Raw genomic sequence first — 20,838 nt, forward strand, 5'->3', positions numbered from 1 at the left:
ATTGTAGGTGGGCCAGTTGGTGATTTTGAACTTTTGCTTTGCCACGGAACGGTCTGCGTTGTCGGGAAGATACGTGATCTGATCCTTCAACTCAGCAAAAGTTCGATTTATTCAACAAAACCAGTTACAGCCCTTCGGCGATGATTCTCGCCGCTGAAGCCAGCACATCGCGGCGGCTCTCTGCGTTCTGTTGCGGCTGGGTAAAATAGGTCACCAGAACCAGCGGCGCACGACCCTGCGGCCAGATCACCGCAATATCATTGGTGGTGCCGTAGTCGCCGCTGCCGGTCTTATCACCCACAGTCCACGACGTCGGTAAGCCGGCCCGAATGCTGGCTGCGCCGGTCGTATTGCCTTTGAGCCACGTCACCAACTGCGCCCGCTGGGTTTCGCCCAGCGCATGACCCAGCGTAAGCTGACGCAACGTCTGCGCCATCGCCCGCGGCGTGGTGGTGTCTCTCGGGTCGCCGGGAATGGCGGTATTCAGCGTAGGTTCAGTGCGATCCAGACGAAACGTCTCATCGCCGATCGCGCGGGCAAAAGCCGTCACGCCTCCCGGGCCACCGAGCTGGGCAATCAATTTGTTCATGGCGGTATTGTCGCTGTACTGCAACGCGGCCGCGCTCAGTTCTGCCAGCGTCATTGTGCCGTTGACGTGTTTTTCGGCAATCGGATTGTAGTTAACCAGATCGGCAGGCTTGATCTCGACAGGCTGATTAAGCAGCTGCTTTTGCGTTTCACTCTGCTTAAGCACCGCCGCGGCCGCCATAACTTTACTGGTACTGCACATTGGAAAGCGTTCATCACCGCGATAAAGCACCTGCGTATTATCTGCGGTATCGATGAGCGCGACGCCCAGCCGCCCTCCGCTGCTTTTCTCCAGCGCCGCCAGCTTTTGCTGCACCGCACTCGTCTGCGCATAAAGCGGCGCGCTGCCCAGCAGCAGCGGAATGCACGCCGCCGCCGCGAACATCATCCGTTGCACTCTCTTTGTCACCATCTCAAACTCCCAATACGGTCAATCCGTGTTACATCAGTATTCCCTAAATTCCACGTGTGTTTTTTATTAGCTTCAAAAATCACTATTTCACGAAGAATTTAGACTGCTTCTCACACATTGTAACATTATTTACAACCACCTTTCAATCATTTTTGATAAATCATTGATTTCATCTTTGCTGCAATGATACTTAATAAACTCTGCAAGTTATCCACAGAGCAACACTCAATTTTATTGATGATATTCTTATTATACCAGACATTTTTCATACACTCCCTTGTACGGATAGTTTTCCGACAACTTCATGATTACATATCTTGCGGTTTTGATTATTTTTGCTGCAAGAAATACATACTTCAAACGAAAGGTCTTTATTTGCTGTCTGTATTCTGAAGAGTCCAAGGAATCAAACTTGAACAACAAAAATAGGTTATATGAAAGCATCATCATTTGAAACACGGCTTCATTCGCCCAAAATGACTTTAGCAAGAGATGACCCACCGCCATGTCGTATTTGGCTTCTTTGATATAGTTTTCAGCATTACCACGCTTTTCATAGTATATAACTACTTTTTCAGAAAGCAAGGTAGTATTTGTTACAAAGAAAAAGTAGTCGTATTCGGAACCTTCTAAAAGTGATAATTGTGCTCTTTCTTTTTCTGGTTTCAGTACGCGAGATACGACAAATCTTCTGTCTTTTTCCCATTTAACTAATTTTGTATACAGTTCTGTAGTTTCTCTACCTTCTTCTCCTTTAACGAATACAATTGATGAATTCGTTGCTTGTGAGGTGAGTGTAGAATAACTTTTGGCTTTAATTAAATATTTGCATCCAAGAGATTCTATCGTTTCGATAATTTTTTCATCAAAGTAGCCACTATCCATTCGAAATAAAATTTCTAAATCGTCTGATTTGATGTTAGCAACAATTTCTTTGATCATTTCCGCAGCACCGTTTGCAGTGTAAGTATTGCCACTTCTTACAAATCCGGTAACATATGCTTTTAATTCGTCGCAAAATGCAAATTGGATATTGTAGCATCGGTTTCCCAGTTTCTTAGGATTATATCCTTTTGACGCACCTTCTTGATGACCTTCTACGTTAATTACACTACTATCAATATCAATCGTAATGGATGTCAATTTACTTTTAGTGAGCAGTTTTTTAAAGACTTTAAAATTAATGTCTCTAAACATTTGGGTTGTCTTGAAGTTGAAGTTTCCTAGAAACCGTGACACTGTTTCAGGTTCTTTTACGGAAATATCAAACTCGTTGACGAGGGGATCATTTTGAAGTAGCTTTAGACGTTCTAACTTATCAATGCCAATGAAGTGACCGCAGAGCATGGTCTTTATATGATTCATCTTGATTTTATTTGTTGAGTCATTATCAAATACGAGGTCATTTTCAATAAAATCAAAAATCCCATTGCTTTTTGCATTCTCAAGGAGCAGAAAAAGACCTGCATTTGATGTTAGATTCTTAGCTTTGAAATCAATTTTATTAATCATAATTAGAACCCCTTTTTACTACTTTTCTTACTATTATTTTACCATATATCGAGTCATAAAAGCTGATAATTTAACATATTTTTGAGCACTTTTCTTTCACCCAATGGGTGAAAGCTGAATTTCGAAGGAATGCATATTTATCAAGGCTTTGATTATGCTTTTTGAAGTACTGACGTAGAATCTAGGTGCTAACTTTTCCAGTTTAATGGCCTCTCGTCGGGTTGTGTAGCAACAGTGTCGCCACCGGCGGAAATCCGCCGGTTTGAATGCTTTTTTGTTCAGCAGGCGACGAGGTGCCCGTCGCCAAAATCGGTAAAGCGCTGCGGTACTCTCTGATAGCCGATGGGTTTGATCGGTTCTGGTCTTATCGGCATTGCGCTGGTGGCTCGGGGTTGCCGTCTTTGCTGAACGTCAGGTATAGGAACGGCGCTGAGCAAGTGCTGAGTATAAGGATGCTGCGGATGGTGCAACACTCGATCTCGTGGGCCGATCTCCACGAGCTGGCCGCCAAACATCACCGCTACCCGGTGGCAGATGCGCTCCACCACCGCCATATCATGGGAAATAAACAGATAGCTGAGCCGATAGCGCTGACGCAAATCTTCCAGCAGCGTCAGCACCTGCGCCTGTACTGAAACATCCAGCGCGGAAACCGATTCATCGGCGATGATCACTTTCGGGTTCAGCGCCAGCGCGCGGGCAATGCAAATGCGCTGGCGCTGGCCGCCGGAAAACTGGTGCGGATAACGCCGCATCGCTTCCGCTGGCAGGCCGACCTGCTGCAATAGCTGCGCCACCCGCTCCGTGCGCTGTACTGCGGGCATCTGCTCATGAATCAGCAGCGGCTCCCCAACCAGGTCGAAAATAGTTTTGCGCGGATTGAGCGCCGCCCAGGGATCCTGAAACACCATCTGCAAATCGCGGCGTACCGCTCTTAACGCCTCGTCCTTCAGGCCGTGCAGCTCCTGTCCGTTAAGCTGCGCGCTGCCGCTAAATGGCACCATATTCATCAGAGCTTTTGCCGTCGTCGATTTACCGCAGCCGCTTTCACCGACGATGCCCAACGTCTCGCCGGGGAAAAGATCGAAGCTGACGCCATCGACGGCATGGACTTCGCGACGCACGCGCAGGCCGTCGCCGCGCACCGGAAAGCGCACGCTGAGGTCGCGGACGCTGAGCAACGGTCGCGTCGCCTCGACCGGCGCCAGCGCGGGCGCCTGGCCCAGCACCGGTACCGCCTGCAACAGCTGGCGGGTATAAGCCGCCTGCGGCGAGGTAAACAGCGTTTTTGCCGGAGCCTGCTCCATGATTTTGCCGTGACTCATGACCAGCACATCATCGGCCATTTCTGCCACCACTCCCATATCGTGGGTGATCAACAGCAGGCTGGTGGAAAACGCCTGCTGCAGTTCGCGCATCAACTCGAGGATCTGCGCCTGAATAGTGACGTCGAGGGCCGTGGTCGGCTCATCGGCAATCAGCACCTGTGGCTGGCACAGCATTGCCATGGCGATCATCACCCGCTGGCGCATACCGCCGGAAAGCTCGTGCGGATACTGTTGCAGGCGCTTCTCCACATGACTGATTTTGACCGCGTCCAGCATCGTGCTGACCCGGCTGCGCCGTTCACGGCGGCCCAGCACTTCGTGGCGTTGCAGCGTCTCTTCCAGCTGCTGGCCCACCGTCATCAGCGGATTGAGCGAGGTCATCGGTTCCTGAAAAATCATGGCAACCGACTTGCCGCGCAGCAACTGCATTTGCCGCTCCGGCAGGCTGAGCAAATCCTGGTTATCAAAAATAATCGCGCCGCCTGGAATCTGTGCCTCCTCCGGAAGCAAACCCATGATCGCCAGCGAAGTCAGCGATTTACCGCTGCCCGACTCGCCGGCAATGCACAGAGTTTTTCCCGGCCAGAGCGCAAAGCTGACGTCATCCACCACCCGCTGTGTACCAAACTGGATCGACAGGCGCTCGACCGAGAGCAGCGGCGCCGGAAATAGGACTGCTGACATAACGCTCCTAATTAAACACGCTGTTGGGAAAATAGAACGACACCACCCAGTTAGGCCGATCGACGATTTCGCTGATGCGCAGATCGCCGCACACGGAGCAGAGCATATAGGCCTCTTCCGCCGACATCCCTTGTTCGCGGCACAGCGCATCGATGGTATAGCTTACCGCGTCGCGGGCGGCGGTCATCAGGTCAGGGCCAATGCCGGTGAAGGCGCTGTAGCCGTGCCGATCCAGATGTTGGGTCACTGGGCCAGGGGTGGCGAAACGCGGCGTTTTCAGCGGCATATCTTTAACCACTTCCAGCTTCACCACCACGTCCATCGCGCTTTCAATCGCCGTGCCGCAGACTTCACCATCGCCCTGCGCGGCGTGGGTGTCACCAATAGAAAACAACGCGCCTTCTACTTCCACCGGTAGCCATAATGTGCAGCCAGCGGCCAGATCGCGAATATCCAGATTGCCGCCCACGCGGCGCGGCGGCACCACCGAATGATGGCCCGCGGCAGCGGGAGCGACGCCGAGGGTACCGGCGAAGGGTTTCAGCGGTACGCGGCCATATCGGCCAAAGGCGCAGGGGGTTAAGCCCTGGCGGTCATATTGCCACAGCGTCAGCGCCGGATCAGAAAACTGATCGGCCAGCAGGCCGAAGCCCGGGATATTCGCAGTCCAGCCAAAGCCGCTGGGACGAAAGGATTCCAGCGTCACCTTTAGCGCATCGCCCGGCTGAGCGCCTTCCACATAGACCGGGCCACTGACCGGGTTGAGCTTATCAAACGGCAGCGTTGGGATATCCGCTGCGGTAGAACCGGCGTTGAACCAGCCGTTAGCCGCATCCAGGCAGTGAAACTCCAGTTGGCTGCCGGAAGCTACGTGCAGGACCGGGCTCAGGCTGTTATCCCAGCCGAAATGATGTTGAGCATGATGAATGGTCTTCACCAGACAATTTTGGCACATCCTGACTCTCCTTTAAGCAGCGGCGCCGTCCCGGCGCCATCAAATTATTTCAGTCCGATATAGTCGTAGTTGACTGGTACATGCACTGGATCGACATACAGCGCGTCCTCGCCCCCCATGCGTGCGGAATGTACGGTGTAGCGCTTCTCGTTGAATACCGGCACCCAGGGCGCGTCATCCATTGCAGTGATGAAGATTTTGCGCCAGGCTTCAATGCGCGCGTCCTGCTGGTCGGGTTTCACCATGCTGTCCGCCGCGGCCGCCTGCGCGTCCAGCGCTTTGTTGCAGTAGCGCGCCCAGTTCCAGCCGCCCTCTACCGCCCCGGCGCAGCCGAGGATCGGGCCATAGAAGTTGGAGGGATCCGGGAAATCGGCGATCCACGCCATGCCGCCGGACCAGACCATCGGCGCTTGGCTGGCGGAGCCGCCCGCCGCAATCACATTCGCCTGCGCCAGGGATTTGATGCTGGCGTGGATGCCCACTTTGGCCAGATCCTGCTGGATAGACTGAGCGATACGCGGCTGCGGATCGGTATTCATCACGTACAGTTCGGTAGCAAAACCGTTGGGGAAACCCGCTTCGCTGAGCAGTTGCTTCGCTTTTGCCGGGTCGTAGCTGAAACCCTGATATGCCTTGTCATAACCGGGCATGGCGGGTGGCAGTGGCTGGTTGGCCGGCGCCGCGCGTCCATTAATGATGCGCACGATGCGATCTTTGTTGACCGCCATGTTCACCGCCTGGCGGACTTTGAGATTATCGAAAGGCGGCAGCGTGGTTTTCATCGTCACGTAGCCGGTCTGCAACTGGTCGCCGGTGACCATCAGGCCCTTATAGGCCGGGTTGTTTTTAAACGACAGAAACTGTGCGGGCGGTACGCCGTCGCCGGCAATATCCACTTCGCCTTTTTCCAGCCGCAGCAGAGCGACCGAGGGATCCTGTCCCATTTCGAACTTTATGTGATCCAGCCGCGGCACGCCGGCTTTAAAGTAGTTCGGGTTTTTGCGGAAGATCAGCTCCTGGCCCAGCTTCCACTCCTGGAGCTCAAACGCGCCGCTGCCGACCGGATGCTTGCCGAAGTCGGCACCCCATTTCTCCACCTCCTCACGGGGAACCACCGAGGCAAAGTTCAGCGCCAGCACATGCAGGAAGGTGGCGTTGGGCTCTTTCAGAGTGATTTTTACCGTATGATCGTCGACGACCTCGATACCGCTCAGGGTCGTGCTTTTACCGCTAGCCTCCTCGTCATAGCCCGCGATGGGACTGAAGAACCCGGCGCCCGGACTTTGGGTTTTCGGGTTGACTGTGCGTTCCAGAGAATATTTCACGTCCGCCGCCGTGACCTCGCGGCCGTTGTGGAATTTCACCCCTTTGCGTAGCACAAAGGTGTAGACCTTGCCGTCCTCGGAAATGGCGTAGCTCTCCGCCAGGTCGTTCACCAACTCGGTGGTGCCGGGACGATAGTCCATCAGGCCGTCGAACAGGCTTTTGATCATCGACCAGTTTTGCCAGTCATAGCCAATGGCCGGATCGAGGGTCGCCACGTCGTTCTGGTAGGTCACCACGATATCGCCGCCGGTCTTCTCGTCAGCCTGCGCGCCATAAGAGAAACAGGCCGCGGCCACCGCCATTGTCAATAACGCATTTTTCATCATCTTCCCCTGCTACTTTTTGACATCAATGCGCGGATCGACCCACGGCAGCACCAGATCCGCAATAAGGTTGCCGCCAACAATGGCAACCGCTGACACGGTGGTTACCCCGACAATCACCGGGATATCCACCTGTTGAATCGCCTGCCAGGCCAGCTGACCGATACCCGGCCAGCCAAAGACCGATTCGACTACCACCAGTCCGCCCATAAAAATGCCGATATCAATGCCTATCATCGGAATTAGCGGCAGCACGGCATTCGGCAGCACGTGACGCAGCAGTACGCGGGTTCGGCCCAGCCCTTTGGCCCGCGCGGTACGGATAAAATCCTGATGCAGCACCTCAATCATCGACGAGCGCAACATGCGTGAATACCAGCCGCTGCCGAGCAGGCCGAGGGTTAGCGCCGGTAGCGCCAGATGGCTGAAGCCGCCATAGCCTCCCATCGGGAACCAGTTGAGTACCACGGCGAAAAGATAGAGAAAAAGCATCGCGGCGATGAACTGCGGCGCCGAAACACCGATAAAGGAGAGCGCCATCAGAAGCCGGTCCGCCAGCCCGCCGCGTTTTAACGCCGCCAGGGTGCCGAGTGCGATCCCCAGTACCAACTCGCAGAGAATACCCGCCGCCATCAGCTGCAGTGACGGCCCGATACGGGCGGAAACCAGTTCACTCACTTCGCTGCGCTGAATAAACGAGCGTCCCAGATCGCCGTGCAGCAGCCCCTGCAGATAACGCCAATATTGCTGATAAAACGGAAGATCCAACCCCAACTGATGGCGGATGTTTTCGACTACTTCCGGCGTGGCACTGCGCCCGGCGATTTGGCGCGCTGGATCGGCGGGCAACATAAACAGCAGCAAATAGCAGATCAACGTAACGCCAAGCAGGATCAGCCCGGCATGCAACAGACGTTTTCCCAGAAATAGCATTAGTTTCGTCCTTTTAAGCCGGGATCGAGGGCGTCGCGCAGGGCGTCACCAGCGATATTGAAAGAGAGCGACAGCAGCACAATCGCCGCGCCGGGAAAGAACACCAGCCAGGGAGCCGAAGTAAAATAGCTCTGGCTTTCAAAGATGATGTTGCCCCAACTCGGCGTTGGCGGCTGTACCCCCACCCCGAGGAACGATAGAGTAGCTTCCAGCAGGACTGTGGTGGAGATGCCTAGTGTGGCCCAGACCAGCACCGTTGGCGCCAGATGTGGAATTAAATGCACGCCGAGAATACGCAACGTTCCGGCCCCCAGGGTGCGTTCCACGGCGATAAAGTCGCGGGCGCTAAGCGCGCTAGTTTCGGCGTAGATAACCCTGGCGATCTGCACCCAGTTCACCATGGCGATCACCAGGGACACGATCCAGACACTTGGCTGGAAAATCGCCGCCAGGGCAATCGCCAGCAGCAGTGCGGGAAACGCCATCATCAGATCGGTAAAGCGCATCAGCAGCCCTCCGATACGCCCCTGCAGATAACCTGCGCTAAGCCCTACCAGGACGCCGATCAGTACTGCAGTGCCGTTGGCGACAACACCGATGAGTAACGAAGTACGAGCTCCGTAAATTAAACGCGAGAAGAGATCGCGTCCCAGCAGATCGGTTCCCAGCCAGTAAGTGCTGTTGGGAGAAAGCGGTGCGCCTTCCAGGCTCAGTCCCTCGACAAACTGTTCATCGGGATCGAAGGGGGTGAGCCAGGGGGCAAACAGCGCGCTCATCACCACCAGGAGAATAAACAGCAGCGAGAGCAGCAGGGCTGGCCGGCGCAGAAAATATCCGACTCTATTCATTGTGCTCCCCGCTTGCCGGACGACATTCGTAGCAGCCACTTCTGCGCCACCTGTGCCACCGACTGGTTCGTACACATTGATTCCGAGCGCAGGCGAACCCATGCCTGTTGTTCATCAATACTTTCCGCTTGCATCTGGGCCGCCAGAGCTTGGGTAATCTGCGGCATTGCTGCCAGACGCTGGCGCAGTAGCATCTGTTGCTGTTGAATGTCATGCAACTGCTGACGCAGCCCCACTGCCATCATCAGGGTGGTATAGATGGCTCGCTGTGTAATAGGCTTGGTAAGGAGCGCTGTTGCCCCTAACTCCAGCGCGCGCTGTACCTGGTAAAGTCCCTCATGTGAGGTCAGCGCGATCACCGGTATTCCCGCCAGATTGATCTGGCTCAGGGTTAGCGGGCTGGCGAATGCCTCCAGTTCCACCAGTACTGCACAGGGGGTGAGAGGAGGTAAAGCCTCATCTCCGGTCAGGTGATGCCAGCGGATACCCATCCGCGTCAGGTTTTTTTCCAGCGCTTCGCGACTCCTTGCTTCACAGTCTACCAGCAGGAGCGGCTGAGCATCTAAATCCGGGGACAGCAGCGTTTTCATTTAACAATCCTCAGAGCAGGTCTGGCTGCAACCGTTCGGCTTTCACGTAGCTCGGTCGCGGAGAGATAGGGATCGGGCATAACCGGCAGCGGTTCGCGATGCAGTATCTGAAAGCAAGTTTGTTGCAACTCAGCGATGTAGCAGGGCAAACAGGCGTGGTTGTTTCGAGCCATTACTGAGCGAGCGCCCGGAGAATCAACGTCGTGCTGACGATGCAGTGCCGCCAGCACCGCACCCGGCTCGCTGTTTCCGGCCTCGCGCAGGCTATTGGCAAACAACCTTACTGCCCGCCAGCCGCCGATATAGTAGTGGGAGATGCGCTGTGCGCCATGTTGCAGGTGCTGCCGCGCGCAAAAATCGAGATCGACGCTCTCAAAAAACGGTCCGCAGGAAAGCAAACGTACCGCCCTTAGTGGCGCGACTTCGGCGACTTCGGCTTCGGTAAAATTACAGCTGAGCACCGCTAACGTCCGCCGATCGCGAAGACAGGCCTCGTCCAGTGCGCGCAGAAACGCATAAGAGGTTTCGCCTACCAGGTTATTGAGTACAAAATCTACCTCTGTGCTGAGAATCGCCTCAATCAACTCGGTCACGTTGCTGTTTCTCAGGTGCAGATATTTTTCGCCCACCACCGTACCGCCGGAACCTTCCACTACCTCACGGGCGATACGATTGCTTTCCCAGCCCCAGACGTAGTTAGAGCCGATCAGCCAGGAGCGATTTCCGAACATATCCAGCGCCAGCCGCAGGAGTGGCAGCAGAGTCTGGTTCGGACAACCGCCCAGATATACGACCTGCTCGCAGCTCTCGAACCCCTCGTAAGGACAGCCATACCACAGCAGCAGGTTATGCTGCTCCAGGTCCGGGATAATCTCCTTCCGACTGGCAGAGGTAATGGTTCCGAAGATATGGCGGATGCCGTGAGCGATAAAGGTGCTCACCGCTTCACTGTAGGCTGCGAGTTCACCCGCAGGGTTGATATGTCGGGCCCGCAGCTGAAAAGGATAAGCAGGATCGGCATTGATTTCCTCTAAGGCATGGCGCGCACCAAGCAGTGTGCTGTTCGCCAGGTGGCTGTAGGTACCTTCTGTGGAAAGCAAAATTCCAATATCAATAGTTTGCACGTATGTTTGCTCTCTGCATTAATAAAAAAGCCTGATTGTCCTTATTAGGACAATCAGGCTTCATTACCTGTCGATATTTAATGGATTCAAGGCTTAAGGGTTGCCCCTGCTTGCATATACCCGACATGAAAAATTCATGCCATTTTTAAAGCACAGTTAAATCAATGGATTATTTATTTTTGGAGACACTTTTGCACCAATGGGATGCGGCTTGCTCAGTTATGGTGCAATTTTCTGATGCAGTCTGGTCTCTTCAACATGAGGTGGAGTAATGCACACCTGTTTTAGTTCCACGCACTTTTTGAGAGTTCCGGTTTTTCAGCCATCAGCAGGTGATCCTCCGGCGTCAGGTTATTCAGGGATTCATGGGGACGCTCTGGATGGAAGATCCTCGTGACGAAGCCGAATTTGCCCCCGGCCACGTGCTTTTTTTCGAGCGTAATGTTGTCCATGCATTACCAACCCTTCTTGAAGAACCCGTAATATTTCTGTCATTGGCCAGCCCTCGTCGTGCTCCTGAAGATATTACCTTTGTTGACCCGAAAGATGGCACTGCCAGAACCTTTATGGCCAGAAATAATGAGTCAGCATAAAGGGCCAGAACCAAAGGTAAGGTGGAGCGGATGGTGAAATACCTCAAGGAGAACTTCTTCGTCCGGTACCGCCGGTTCGACAGCTTCGCCCAGGTTAATCAGCTACTGGAGCAGTGGATGGCTGACGTTGCCGACAGGCGGGAACTTCGCCAGTTCAGGCAGACACCGGAACAGCGCTTCACGCAGGAACAGGAGCATCTGCAGCCGTTGCCGGATACGGACTTCGATACCAGCTACTTCGATATCCGTCATGTCTCCTGGGATGGCTATATCGAGGTTGGCGGAAACCGTTACAGCGTGCCGGAAAGCCTGTGTGGCCAGCCGGTATCAATACGGATTTCGCTGGATGATGAACTGCGGATCTACAGTAATGAGCAGCAGATGGCATCGCACCGTCTCTGTTCGGCTGCATCCGGCTGGCAGACCGTGCCGGAGCATCACGCCCCGCTCTGGCAGCAGGTCAGTCAGGTGGAACCCGAAATCTGATTTATTCAACAAAGCCGCACCAAATCATCACTCGAAGATATTCAGGCATGGTACATCCGCGGCAAGCCCCTAATTTGTACTGAGGGGCAAAGTGAAAAAAGTTACTTTTTGTTGAAACGACAGTTAGCAATAACCCCCGCTTGCGGGGGCCATACCCACCAGGAGCAAACGCAGAAAGCCCGAGATACTTCTGCTGTACCGGGGGCTGGCGACATTTCAGGCAACACTCATAGTTGACATCCTCCCCGCCCTAAAGGGCGGGGAGGATGTCAATAATAGCAGACCACATCATGATGTCATTCTGACCGACAGATGCCAGAAGCAGAGGATCCATCCCATTTTATACCTACCTTATAACACTTAGAAAAACAACATGTTAAAAATGTTTATTGGAAACAATTTTATTTCCAATTGTAATGATAACCATTCTCATATTAATATGGCTACGTGATAATTAACTTTTGATGCACTCCGCATGTCTGACCGTGCCACTACCACAGCTTCCTTAACGTTCGAGTCGCTTTATGGCACCCATCACGGCTGGTTGAAAAGTTGGCTGACGCGCAAACTCCAGTCTGCCTTTGATGCAGATGACATTGCCCAGGACACTTTTTTGCGGGTAATGAGCAGCGAAACGCTCTCGACGATCCGCGATCCTCGCTCTTTCCTGTGCACTATCGCCAAACGCGTGATGGTGGACCTGTTTCGCCGAAACGCGCTGGAAAAAGCGTATCTGGAGATGCTGGCGCTTATGCCGGAGGGGGGAGCGCCTTCACCTGAGGAACGCGAAAGCCAGCTCGAGACCCTACAACTCGTCGACAGCATGCTGGACGGGCTAAACGGAAAAACACGTGAAGCGTTTCTGCTTTCGCAACTGGATGGCCTGACATACAGCGAGATTGCGCACAAACTCGGTGTTTCCGTCAGCTCCGTGAAAAAATACGTGGCGAAAGCCGTCGAGCACTGCCTGCTGTTTCGTCTGGAGCATGGGTTATGAATCCTTCGTTAACCGATTCCCGCCGTCAGGCGCTGCGTTCAGCTTCCCACTGGTATGCCGTGCTAAGCGGCGAGCGCGTCAGCCCACAACAGGAAGCGCGCTGGCAACAGTGGTATGAACAGGATCAGGATAACCAGTGGGCCTGGCAGCAGGTTGAAAACCTGCGCAACCAGCTTGGCGGTGTGCCTGGCGACGTTGCCAGCCGGGCGCTGCACGATACCCGCCTCACCCGCCGTCACGTGATGAAAGGATTACTGCTGTTGCTCGGCGCTGGCGGAGGCTGGCAACTCTGGCAGTCGGAAACCGGCGAAGGTCTGCGGGCAGATTACCGCACCCCCAAAGGCGCAGTCAGCCGTCAGCAACTGGAAGATGGCTCCCTGCTCACGCTGAATACCCAAAGCGCGGCGGATGTGCGTTTTGATGCGCATCAGCGCACCGTCCGGCTCTGGTACGGTGAAATCGCCATTACTACCGCGAAAGATGCGCAGCAACGCTCCTTCCGCGTCCTGACCCGTCAGGGCCAACTCACCGCTTTAGGGACAGAATTTACCGTCCGCCAGCAGGATAATTTCACGCAGCTTGACGTGCAGCAGCACGCCGTGGAAGTGCTTCTCGCCAGTGCCCCCGCGCAAAAACGCATCGTGAACGCTGGTGAAAGCCTGCAGTTCAGCGCCTCTGAGTTTGGCGCAGTGAAACCGCTGGATGACGAGAGTACAAGCTGGACGAAGGGCATCCTGAGCTTCAGCGATAAACCGCTGGGTGAGGTGATAGCCACGCTAAGCCGTTACCGCAACGGCGTGCTGCGCTGCGATCCCGCCGTTGCCGGGCTGCGCCTGAGCGGGACGTTCCCGCTGAAAAATACCGATGCGATCCTGAACGTTATCGCTCAAACGCTTCCCGTTAAAATTCAGTCTATTACGCGGTACTGGATAAACATTTCACCGCTGTAAGAAAAATAATTCTCATTTCGATTGTCCTTTTTACCTTCTCGTTCGACTCATAGCTGAACACAACAAAAATGATGAATGATGATGGAGAAGGTATGACGCCGTTACGCGTTTTTCGTAAAACAACACCTTTGGTTAACGCCATTCGCCTGAGCCTGCTGCCGCTGGCCGGTCTCTCGTTTTCCGCTTTTGCTGCACAGGTTGATATCGCACCGGGATCGCTCGACAAAGCGCTCAATCAGTATGCCGCACACAGCGGAATTACCCTCTCGGTTGACGCCAGCCTGACGCGCGGCAAGCAGAGCAACGGCCTGCACGGAGATTACGACGTCGAGAGCGGCCTGCAACAGCTGCTGGACGGCAGCGGACTGCAGGTAAAACCGCTGGGAAATAACAGCTGGACGCTGGAGCCCGCGCCCGCGCCAAAAGAAGATGCCCTGACCGTGGTCGGCGACTGGCTGGGCGATGCGCGTGAAAACGACGTATTTGAACATGCTGGCGCGCGTGACGTGATCCGCCGTGAGGATTTCGCCAAAACCGGCGCAACCACCATGCGTGAGGTGCTTAACCGCATCCCTGGCGTCAGCGCGCCGGAAAACAACGGCACCGGCAGCCACGACCTGGCGATGAACTTTGGCATCCGGGGCCTGAACCCACGCCTCGCCAGCCGCTCGACCGTCCTGATGGACGGCATCCCCGTCCCCTTTGCCCCTTACGGTCAGCCGCAGCTTTCACTGGCTCCCGTTTCGCTCGGCAACATGGATGCCATTGACGTGGTGCGCGGTGGTGGTGCGGTGCGTTACGGACCGCAGAGCGTGGGCGGCGTGGTGAACTTTGTTACCCGCGCCATTCCGCAGGACTTTGGTATCGAGGCGGGGGTGGAAGGTCAGCTCAGCCCAACCTCTTCACAAAACAACCCGAAAGAGACGCACAACCTGATGGTGGGCGGCACAGCGGACAACGGTTTTGGCACCGCGCTGCTCTACTCCGGCACGCGCGGCAGTGACTGGCGCGAGCACAGCGCCACCCGCATCGACGACCTGATGCTGAAAAGCAAATATGCGCCGAATGAGGTGCACACCTTCAACAGCCTGCTGCAATATTACGATGGTGAAGCCGACATGCCCGGCGGCCTGTCCCGCGCGGATTACGACGCCGATCGCTGGCAATCCACCCGCCCGTATGACCGCTTCTGGGGCCGTCGCAAGCTGGCGAGCCTGGGCTACCAGTTCCAGCCGGACAGCCAGCATAAATTCAACATTCTGGGGTTCTACACCCAAACCCTGCGCAGCGGCTACCTGGAGCAAGGCAAACGCATCACCCTCTCGCCGCGTAACTACTGGGTGCGCGGTATTGAGCCACGCTACAGCCAGAGCTTTATGATCGGCCCTTACGCGCACGAAGTGGGCGTGGGCTATCGCTATGTGAATGAATCAACGCATGAAATGCGTTACTACACCGCCACCAGCAGCGGGCAGTTGCCGTCCGGCTCAAGCCCTTACGACCGCGACACGCGTTCCGGCACCGAGGCGCACGCCTGGTATCTGGATGACAAAATCGACATCGGCAACTGGACCATCACGCCGGGTATGCGTTTCGAACATATCGAGTCATACCAGAACAACGCCATCAAAGGCACGCACGAAGAGGTGAGCTATAACGCACCGCTTCCGGCGTTGAACGTGCTCTATCACCTGACTGATAGCTGGAATCTTTATGCAAACACTGAAGGCTCGTTCGGCACCGTACAGTACAGCCAGATTGGCAAGGCTGTGCAAAGCGGCAATGTGGAACCGGAAAAAGCGCGAACCTGGGAACTCGGTACCCGCTACGACGACGGCGCGCTGACGGCGGAAATGGGGCTGTTCCTAATTAACTTTAACAATCAGTACGACTCCAACCAGACCAACGACACCGTCACTGCACGTGGCAAAACGCGCCATACCGGGCTGGAAACGCAGGCACGTTACGACCTGGGTACGCTAACGCCAACGCTTGATAACGTTTCCGTCTACGCCAGCTATGCGTATGTGAACGCGGAAATCCGCGAGAAAGGTGACACCTATGGCAATCAGGTGACATTCTCCCCGAAACATAAAGGCACGCTGGGCGTGGACTACAAGCCGGGCAACTGGACGTTCAATCTGAACAGCGATTTCCAGTCCAGCCAGTTTGCGGATAACGCCAATACGGTGAAAGAGAGCGCCGACGGCAGTACCGGCCGCATTCCCGGCTTCATGCTCTGGGGCGCACGCGTGGCGTATGACTTTGGCCCGCAGATGGCAGATCTGAACCTGGCGTTCGGTGTGAAAAACATCTTCGACCAGGACTACTTCATCCGCTCTTATGACGACAACAACAAAGGCATCTACGCAGGCCAGCCGCGCACGCTGTATATGCAGGGGTCGTTGAAGTTCTGATGTGTTAACGCCCGGCTTGCCGGGCTTTTAGCTGGAATGTGACTATGTTGGCATTTATCCGTTTTCTTTTTGCAGGCCTGCTGCTGGTGATCGGCCACGCCTTTGCCGCCACGGTTCAGGACGAACACGGCACGTTTACACTCGATAAAACGCCACAACGGATTGTGGTGCTGGAACTCTCGTTCGCCGATGCGCTGGCCGCCGTGGACGTCAGCCCGATCGGTATTGCCGACGATAACGATGCAAAACGCATCCTGCCCGAAGTGCGTGCGCACCTGAAACCGTGGCAGTCCGTCGGAACGCGCGCGCAGCCGAGCCTGGAAGCCATTGCTGCCCTGAAACCAGACCTGATCATTGCCGACAGCAGTCGCCATGCGGGGATTTACACCGCCTTGCAGCAAATCGCGCCGGTACTGCTGCTTAAGTCCCGCAACGAAACCTACGCTGAAAATTTGCACTCAGCGGCTATCATCGGCGAAGTGGTAGGTAAAAAACGAGAGATGCAGGCGCGTCTGGAACAACATAAAGAGAAGATGGCGCAGTGGGCCAGCCAGCTTCCCACAGGGACACGCGTGGCCTTTGGCACATCACGCGAACAGCTATTCAACCTGCATACCCAGGAGACCTGGACCGGCAGCGTGCTGGCTTCTCTGGGGCTGAACGTTCCCGCTGCGATGGCGGGCGCGTCCATGCCGTCCATCGGCCTGGAGCAACTGCTGGCGGTCAATCCTGCCTGGCTGCTGGTTGCCCACTATCGCGAAGAGAGCATTGTTAAACGCTGGCAACAAGATCCGCTCTGGCAGATATTAACCGCCGCGCAGAAGCAGCAGGTTGCTTCAGTCGACAGTAACGCCTGGGCGCGGATGCGCGGTATTTTTGCCGCAGAGCGTATTGCCGCTGACACGGTAAAAATCTTCCACCATCAGCCGCTTACCGATATGAAATGACCGCGCTAAAACACCCGGTGCTGCTGTGGGGGCTTCCCGTTGCAGTACTTATTATTATTTTCTGGCTGAGTCTGTTTTGCTACTCGGCCATTCCTGTTTCCGGAGCAGACGCAATCCGCGCCCTGCTGCCTGGACACACGCCAACGCTACCAGAAGCGCTGGTGCAAAACCTTCGTTTGCCGCGAAGCCTGGTCGCCGTTCTGATCGGCGCAAGCCTGGCGCTCGCGGGCACGCTGCTGCAAACCCTGACCCACAACCCAATGGCCTCTCCTTCACTGCTCGGCATTAACAGCGGCGCGGCGCTGGCTATGGCGCTTACCAGCGCGCTGAGTCCGACGCCGGTTGCAGGCTATTCCCTGTCGTTCATCGCGGCATGCGGGGGCGGCGTGAGCTGGCTGCTGGTCATGACCGCAGGAGGCGGGTTTCGTCATACCCAGGACAGAAACAAACTGATCCTCGCGGGTATCGCGCTGTCGGCCTTTTGTATGGCCCTGACCCGCATCACCCTACTGCTGGCCGAAGATCATGCTTACGGCATCTTTTACTGGCTGGCAGGCGGAGTGTCCCACGCCCACTGGCAGGATGTCTGGCAGCTCTTGCCGGTGGTGGTCACTGCAGTCCCTGTCGTGTTGCTGCTGGCGAATCAACTGAACCTGCTCAACGTCAGCGACAGTACCGCCCATACGCTGGGAGTGAACCTGCCGAGACTACGTTTGATCATCAATATGTTAGTGCTGCTTCTGGTTGGCGCGTGCGTCAGTGTGGCAGGTCCGGTGGCGTTTATCGGCCTGCTGGTGCCACATCTGGCGCGCTTCTGGGCAGGCTTCGATCAGCGCAACGTACTGCCGGTGAGCATGCTGCTGGGGGCCACGCTGATGCTGATGGCAGATGTACTCGCACGCGCGCTGGCCTTCCCCGGCGATCTGCCCGCAGGCGCAGTGCTGGCGCTGATTGGCAGTCCTTGCTTTGTCTGGCTGGTGAGGAGGCGAGGATGAAAATTGCGCTGGTCATTTTCATCACCCTTGCCCTGGCAGGCTGTGCGCTGTTATCACTCCATATGGGGGTGATCCCCGTGCCGTGGCGCGCGCTGCTGACCGACTGGCAGGACGGACGCGAGCATTATTATGTATTGATGGAGTACCGACTGCCGCGCTTGCTGCTGGCACTGTTTGTCGGTGCAGCCCTCGCCGTGGCGGGCGTGCTGGTACAGGGGATTGTGCGTAACCCGCTAGCATCACCGGATATTCTCGGCATTAACCATGCCGCCAGCCTTGCCTCTGTGGGAGCACTGCTTCTTATGCCATCACTATCCGTGATGGTGCTGCCGCTGCTGGCCTTTGCGGGCGGTATGACGGGGTTGATCTTGCTGAAGATGCTGGCAAAGACCCACCAGCCGATGAAGCTGGCGCTCACCGGCGTGGCGCTTTCCGCCTGCTGGGCGAGCCTGACGGATTACCTGATGCTCCTGCACCCGCAGGATGTAAACAGTGCCCTGCTGTGGCTGACGGGTAGCTTATGGGGGCGCGACTGGCACTTTGTGAAGATTGCCGTGCCGTTGCTCATTCTGTTTTTGCCGCTGAGCCTGCGCTTTTGTCGCGATCTCGACCTGCTGGCGCTGGGCGATGCACGAGCAGCCACGCTCGGCGTGTCGGTTCAGCGCACCCGGTTCCAGGGGCTGATGCTGGCTGTCGCGATGACAGCAACCGGCGTGGCCGTCTGTGGCCCGATAAGTTTTATTGGTCTCGTCGTGCCGCACATGGTGCGCAGGATCGCCGGCGGGCGTCACCGCTGGCTGATGCCCGTTTCGGCCCTGACGGGCGCGTTGTTGCTGGTCATTGCCGATCTGCTGGCACGAATCATTCATCCGCCGCTGGAGCTTCCGGCAGGCGTGCTGACCGCCATTATCGGCGCACCGTGGTTTGTCTGGCTGCTTGTGAGAATGCGATAAATGAGATTACGTACTGAAAATCTGACCGTCAGCTATGGCGCACAAACCGTGCTGGATGGACTTTCTCTCGCCCTGCCTGCCGGAAAAATCACGGCCCTGCTCGGCCCTAACGGTTGCGGGAAATCGACGCTGTTGAACTGTTTTTCTCGCCTGTTAACACCAGACTCTGGCGAGATATTGCTTGATGAAAAACCCATAGCCGGTTTTTCCGCCCGCCAGCTGGCTCGCCGCCTGGCTTTACTGCCGCAACACCATTTATCCCCCGAGGGGATCACTGTACGGGAACTGGTTTCCTACGGCCGCAGCCCGTGGCTGTCGTTGTGGGGGCGACTCTCCGCGGAAGACAACGAGCGGGTCAACGTGGCAATGAGTCAGACCCGGACGCGCAATCTGGCTGACCGCAGGTTAACCCAGCTTTCCGGCGGCCAGCGCCAGCGTGCGTTTCTGGCGATGGTGCTGGCACAGGATACCCCACTCATTCTTCTTGATGAGCCTACGACCTACCTCGATATCAATCATCAGGTTGAACTGATGCGCCTGATGGTTGAACTCAAAAGGCAGGGGAAAACCGTAGTGACGGTACTCCACGATCTGAATCAGGCCAGCCGCTATTGCGATCATCTGGTGGTACTGGCAAGCGGTCGCGTGATGGCGCAAGGTGCTCCGGAAGCAGTGATGAAACCAGAGCTTCTAAAGACGGTGTTCAGCGTAGAAGCGGAAATCCATCCCGAACCGGTATCTGGCAGACCCATGTGTGTGGTGAAGTAGTCTGGCGAAGTCATAAGGATCATCACAGGACAGATAAAGGAAGTGATAACCACCTGCCAACAGGCACCAAAATCTGGCTGGTTGCCGGTATCACCGACATGCGCAACGGCTTCAATGGTCTCGCCGCAAAGGTGCAGACGATGCTGAAAGATGACCCGATGTCCGGCCATGTCTTCATCTTCCGGGGCCGCAGCGGCAGTAAGGTCAAACTGCTGTGGTCCACCGGCGACGGACTGTGCCTGCTGACCAAACGGCTGGAACGCGGCCGCTTCGCCTGGCCCTCTGCCCGCGATGGCAAAGTGTTCCTGACCCCGGCGCAGCTGGCAATGCTTCTGGAAGGCATCGACTGGCGGCAGCCTAAAAGACTGCTTACGTCCCTGACCATGTTGTAGGCCTCTTTATCCTGGTTGTCGTTGAATAAGCCTGGTAAAATGCGGGCTTATGAACAACACCTCCCCCTGACGACATCCTTCTGCTGAAACAGCGCCTGTCCGAACAGGAAGCGCTGAACCGCGCCCTGCTGGAAAAGCAGGCCGACCGGGAGCGCGAAATAGACCATCTGCAGGCGCAGCTGGATAAGCTTCGCCGGATGAACTTCGGCAGTCGTTCTGAATAAATCTCCCGCCGCATCGCGCAGATAGAAGCCGACCTGAACCGGCTTCAGACAGAAAGCGATACGCTGACGGGTCGGGTTGCCGATACGGGCCGGGCCCCGTATCGTTTTAACCCTGAATATTCATCGCAGATATTGTTTCGGGTTTTCCGGTATACCAGCCCTGAACTAGGTAACCGGGGCCAAGAGAACAGGCGAATTCAAACTGTCCTGGCGTTTCCACCCCTTCAAACACCAGTGGTTTGCCAGTACCACGTAACCCTTTCACCATAGAAACAAGTAGCGCTCGCTTCACCGGGTCATCAATATTGGCAATAAAAATACGGTCTATTTTTATCTCATCGAAATCCAGTACCGTCAGCCATTCAATATGGGGGCCGCTTGGAAAACGGAATCTATGGTCACTCCCGTTTTTGCAACACCGATTTTGACGACAAGTTGGCTTGCTTGAATCTATCCGGCGTCTGAATGGGATTTTATTCCCGCGCCTCGATGA

General features: G+C 55.7%; 18 protein-coding genes and 3 pseudogenes. 10 read left to right on the forward strand and 11 right to left on the reverse strand.

The annotated features are described in order from the left end of the window. Nucleotides 1-124: 124 nt before the first annotated feature. The 10 genes and pseudogenes from ACJ8MK_RS25235 to ACJ8MK_RS25280 form a co-directional block, all read right to left on the reverse strand. Nucleotides 125-1,000, reverse strand: a complete 876-nt coding sequence (locus tag ACJ8MK_RS25235) for an extended-spectrum class A beta-lactamase CTX-M-14 (protein WP_001617865.1) — start codon at nt 998-1,000, stop codon at nt 125-127. Between the two features lie 249 nt (nt 1,001-1,249). Then, nucleotides 1,250-2,512 carry an IS1380-like element ISEcp1 family transposase gene (locus tag ACJ8MK_RS25240; protein WP_000608644.1) on the reverse strand — a complete coding sequence of 421 codons (1,263 nt, stop codon included), beginning with the start codon at nt 2,510-2,512 and terminating at the stop codon, nt 1,250-1,252. A 278-nt stretch (nt 2,513-2,790) separates the two neighbouring features. Beyond that, nucleotides 2,791-4,524 carry an ABC transporter ATP-binding protein gene (locus ACJ8MK_RS25245; protein WP_004118832.1) on the reverse strand — a complete coding sequence of 578 codons (1,734 nt, stop codon included), beginning with the start codon at nt 4,522-4,524 and terminating at the stop codon, nt 2,791-2,793. 7 nt (nt 4,525-4,531) lie between these two features. After that, nucleotides 4,532-5,479 (reverse strand): acetamidase/formamidase family protein, encoded by a 948-nt coding sequence (locus ACJ8MK_RS25250; protein ID WP_004118225.1) that lies wholly within the window; start codon nt 5,477-5,479, stop codon nt 4,532-4,534. Nucleotides 5,480-5,523: 44 nt separating this feature from the next. Next, entirely contained in the window at nt 5,524-7,128 is a 1,605-nt protein-coding gene (locus ACJ8MK_RS25255) for an ABC transporter substrate-binding protein (RefSeq protein ID WP_004152278.1), read from the reverse strand. 12 nt (nt 7,129-7,140) lie between these two features. Next, nucleotides 7,141-8,061 (reverse strand): ABC transporter permease, encoded by a 921-nt coding sequence (locus ACJ8MK_RS25260; protein ID WP_004118227.1) that lies wholly within the window; start codon nt 8,059-8,061, stop codon nt 7,141-7,143. Further along, nucleotides 8,061-8,909 (reverse strand): ABC transporter permease, encoded by an 849-nt coding sequence (locus tag ACJ8MK_RS25265; RefSeq protein ID WP_004118228.1) that lies wholly within the window; start codon nt 8,907-8,909, stop codon nt 8,061-8,063. Before ACJ8MK_RS25265 ends, ACJ8MK_RS25260 begins: the two co-directional genes overlap by 1 nt. After that, nucleotides 8,906-9,499 (reverse strand): ANTAR domain-containing response regulator, encoded by a 594-nt coding sequence (locus tag ACJ8MK_RS25270; RefSeq protein ID WP_004118229.1) that lies wholly within the window; start codon nt 9,497-9,499, stop codon nt 8,906-8,908. Before ACJ8MK_RS25270 ends, ACJ8MK_RS25265 begins: the two co-directional genes overlap by 4 nt. Beyond that, complete coding sequence (locus ACJ8MK_RS25275) at nt 9,496-10,623, reverse strand: transporter substrate-binding protein (protein WP_004118840.1); 1,128 nt, start codon at nt 10,621-10,623, stop codon at nt 9,496-9,498. Before ACJ8MK_RS25275 ends, ACJ8MK_RS25270 begins: the two co-directional genes overlap by 4 nt. Before the next feature lie 284 nt (nt 10,624-10,907). Then, nucleotides 10,908-11,009: pseudogene (locus tag ACJ8MK_RS25280) on the reverse strand (integrase); the annotation flags it as partial. A gap of 207 nt (nt 11,010-11,216) precedes the next feature. On the opposite strand from ACJ8MK_RS25280, the pseudogene ACJ8MK_RS25285 reads away from it, so the two are divergent. The 10 genes and pseudogenes from ACJ8MK_RS25285 to ACJ8MK_RS25330 all read left to right on the forward strand — a co-directional run. Next, nucleotides 11,217-11,702, forward strand: a pseudogene (locus tag ACJ8MK_RS25285) (Mu transposase domain-containing protein); the annotation flags it as partial. Between the two features lie 475 nt (nt 11,703-12,177). Continuing rightward, nucleotides 12,178-12,699, forward strand: a complete 522-nt coding sequence (gene fecI, locus ACJ8MK_RS25290) for an RNA polymerase sigma factor FecI (protein ID WP_004197062.1) — start codon at nt 12,178-12,180, stop codon at nt 12,697-12,699. Next, nucleotides 12,696-13,649: a ferric citrate uptake sigma factor regulator FecR gene (fecR, locus tag ACJ8MK_RS25295; protein WP_004197067.1), complete on the forward strand. Its 954-nt coding sequence runs from the start codon at nt 12,696-12,698 to the stop codon at nt 13,647-13,649. The genes fecI and fecR overlap by 4 nt, the downstream gene beginning before the upstream one ends. A 92-nt stretch (nt 13,650-13,741) precedes the next feature. Then, entirely contained in the window at nt 13,742-16,066 is a 2,325-nt protein-coding gene (gene fecA, locus ACJ8MK_RS25300; protein WP_029498502.1) for a TonB-dependent Fe(3+) dicitrate receptor FecA, read from the forward strand. A gap of 44 nt (nt 16,067-16,110) precedes the next feature. Next, the gene (fecB, locus tag ACJ8MK_RS25305; protein ID WP_023157913.1) at nt 16,111-17,013 is read left to right on the forward strand and encodes a Fe(3+) dicitrate ABC transporter substrate-binding protein FecB; all 903 of its coding nucleotides are present in this window, start codon (nt 16,111-16,113) and stop codon (nt 17,011-17,013) included. Beyond that, the gene (gene fecC, locus ACJ8MK_RS25310) at nt 17,010-18,008 is read left to right on the forward strand and encodes an iron-dicitrate ABC transporter permease FecC (protein WP_004118243.1); all 999 of its coding nucleotides are present in this window, start codon (nt 17,010-17,012) and stop codon (nt 18,006-18,008) included. The genes fecB and fecC overlap by 4 nt, the downstream gene beginning before the upstream one ends. After that, entirely contained in the window at nt 18,005-18,961 is a 957-nt protein-coding gene (fecD, locus tag ACJ8MK_RS25315) for a Fe(3+) dicitrate ABC transporter permease subunit FecD (RefSeq protein ID WP_047670035.1), read from the forward strand. The genes fecC and fecD overlap by 4 nt, the downstream gene beginning before the upstream one ends. After that, nucleotides 18,962-19,729 carry a Fe(3+) dicitrate ABC transporter ATP-binding protein FecE gene (gene fecE / locus ACJ8MK_RS25320; RefSeq protein WP_004152282.1) on the forward strand — a complete coding sequence of 256 codons (768 nt, stop codon included), beginning with the start codon at nt 18,962-18,964 and terminating at the stop codon, nt 19,727-19,729. Between the two features lie 53 nt (nt 19,730-19,782). Next, complete coding sequence (gene tnpB / locus ACJ8MK_RS25325; RefSeq protein ID WP_029497456.1) at nt 19,783-20,121, forward strand: IS66 family insertion sequence element accessory protein TnpB; 339 nt, start codon at nt 19,783-19,785, stop codon at nt 20,119-20,121. Between the two features lie 49 nt (nt 20,122-20,170). Continuing rightward, nucleotides 20,171-20,429, forward strand: a pseudogene (locus ACJ8MK_RS25330) (IS66 family transposase); the annotation flags it as partial. 22 nt (nt 20,430-20,451) lie between these two features. Here ACJ8MK_RS25330 and ACJ8MK_RS25335 read toward each other — a convergent pair. Further along, nucleotides 20,452-20,838 (reverse strand): EAL domain-containing protein (locus ACJ8MK_RS25335; protein ID WP_227641879.1); only part of this gene is annotated, 387 nt, incomplete at its 5' end.

This window comes from Serratia sp. CY38905, assembly GCF_052168875.1.
GTDB classification, from domain to species: domain Bacteria; phylum Pseudomonadota; class Gammaproteobacteria; order Enterobacterales; family Enterobacteriaceae; genus Serratia; species Serratia sarumanii.

Coding starts and splice junctions, on each gene's coding strand:
- ACJ8MK_RS25260 (WP_004118227.1), bottom strand. CDS start 8,061: ATGCTATTTCTGGGAAAACGTCTGTTGCATGCCGGGCTGATCCTGCTT.
- ACJ8MK_RS25255 (WP_004152278.1), bottom strand. CDS start 7,128: ATGAAAAATGCGTTATTGACAATGGCGGTGGCCGCGGCCTGTTTCTCT.
- ACJ8MK_RS25245 (WP_004118832.1), bottom strand. CDS start 4,524: ATGTCAGCAGTCCTATTTCCGGCGCCGCTGCTCTCGGTCGAGCGCCTG.
- fecI (WP_004197062.1), top strand. CDS start 12,178: ATGTCTGACCGTGCCACTACCACAGCTTCCTTAACGTTCGAGTCGCTT.
- fecE (WP_004152282.1), top strand. CDS start 18,962: ATGAGATTACGTACTGAAAATCTGACCGTCAGCTATGGCGCACAAACC.
- fecB (WP_023157913.1), top strand. CDS start 16,111: ATGTTGGCATTTATCCGTTTTCTTTTTGCAGGCCTGCTGCTGGTGATC.
- ACJ8MK_RS25235 (WP_001617865.1), bottom strand. CDS start 1,000: ATGGTGACAAAGAGAGTGCAACGGATGATGTTCGCGGCGGCGGCGTGC.
- fecA (WP_029498502.1), top strand. CDS start 13,742: ATGACGCCGTTACGCGTTTTTCGTAAAACAACACCTTTGGTTAACGCC.
- ACJ8MK_RS25240 (WP_000608644.1), bottom strand. CDS start 2,512: ATGATTAATAAAATTGATTTCAAAGCTAAGAATCTAACATCAAATGCA.
- ACJ8MK_RS25250 (WP_004118225.1), bottom strand. CDS start 5,479: ATGTGCCAAAATTGTCTGGTGAAGACCATTCATCATGCTCAACATCAT.
- ACJ8MK_RS25270 (WP_004118229.1), bottom strand. CDS start 9,499: ATGAAAACGCTGCTGTCCCCGGATTTAGATGCTCAGCCGCTCCTGCTG.
- fecR (WP_004197067.1), top strand. CDS start 12,696: ATGAATCCTTCGTTAACCGATTCCCGCCGTCAGGCGCTGCGTTCAGCT.
- fecC (WP_004118243.1), top strand. CDS start 17,010: ATGACCGCGCTAAAACACCCGGTGCTGCTGTGGGGGCTTCCCGTTGCA.
- fecD (WP_047670035.1), top strand. CDS start 18,005: ATGAAAATTGCGCTGGTCATTTTCATCACCCTTGCCCTGGCAGGCTGT.
- ACJ8MK_RS25265 (WP_004118228.1), bottom strand. CDS start 8,909: ATGAATAGAGTCGGATATTTTCTGCGCCGGCCAGCCCTGCTGCTCTCG.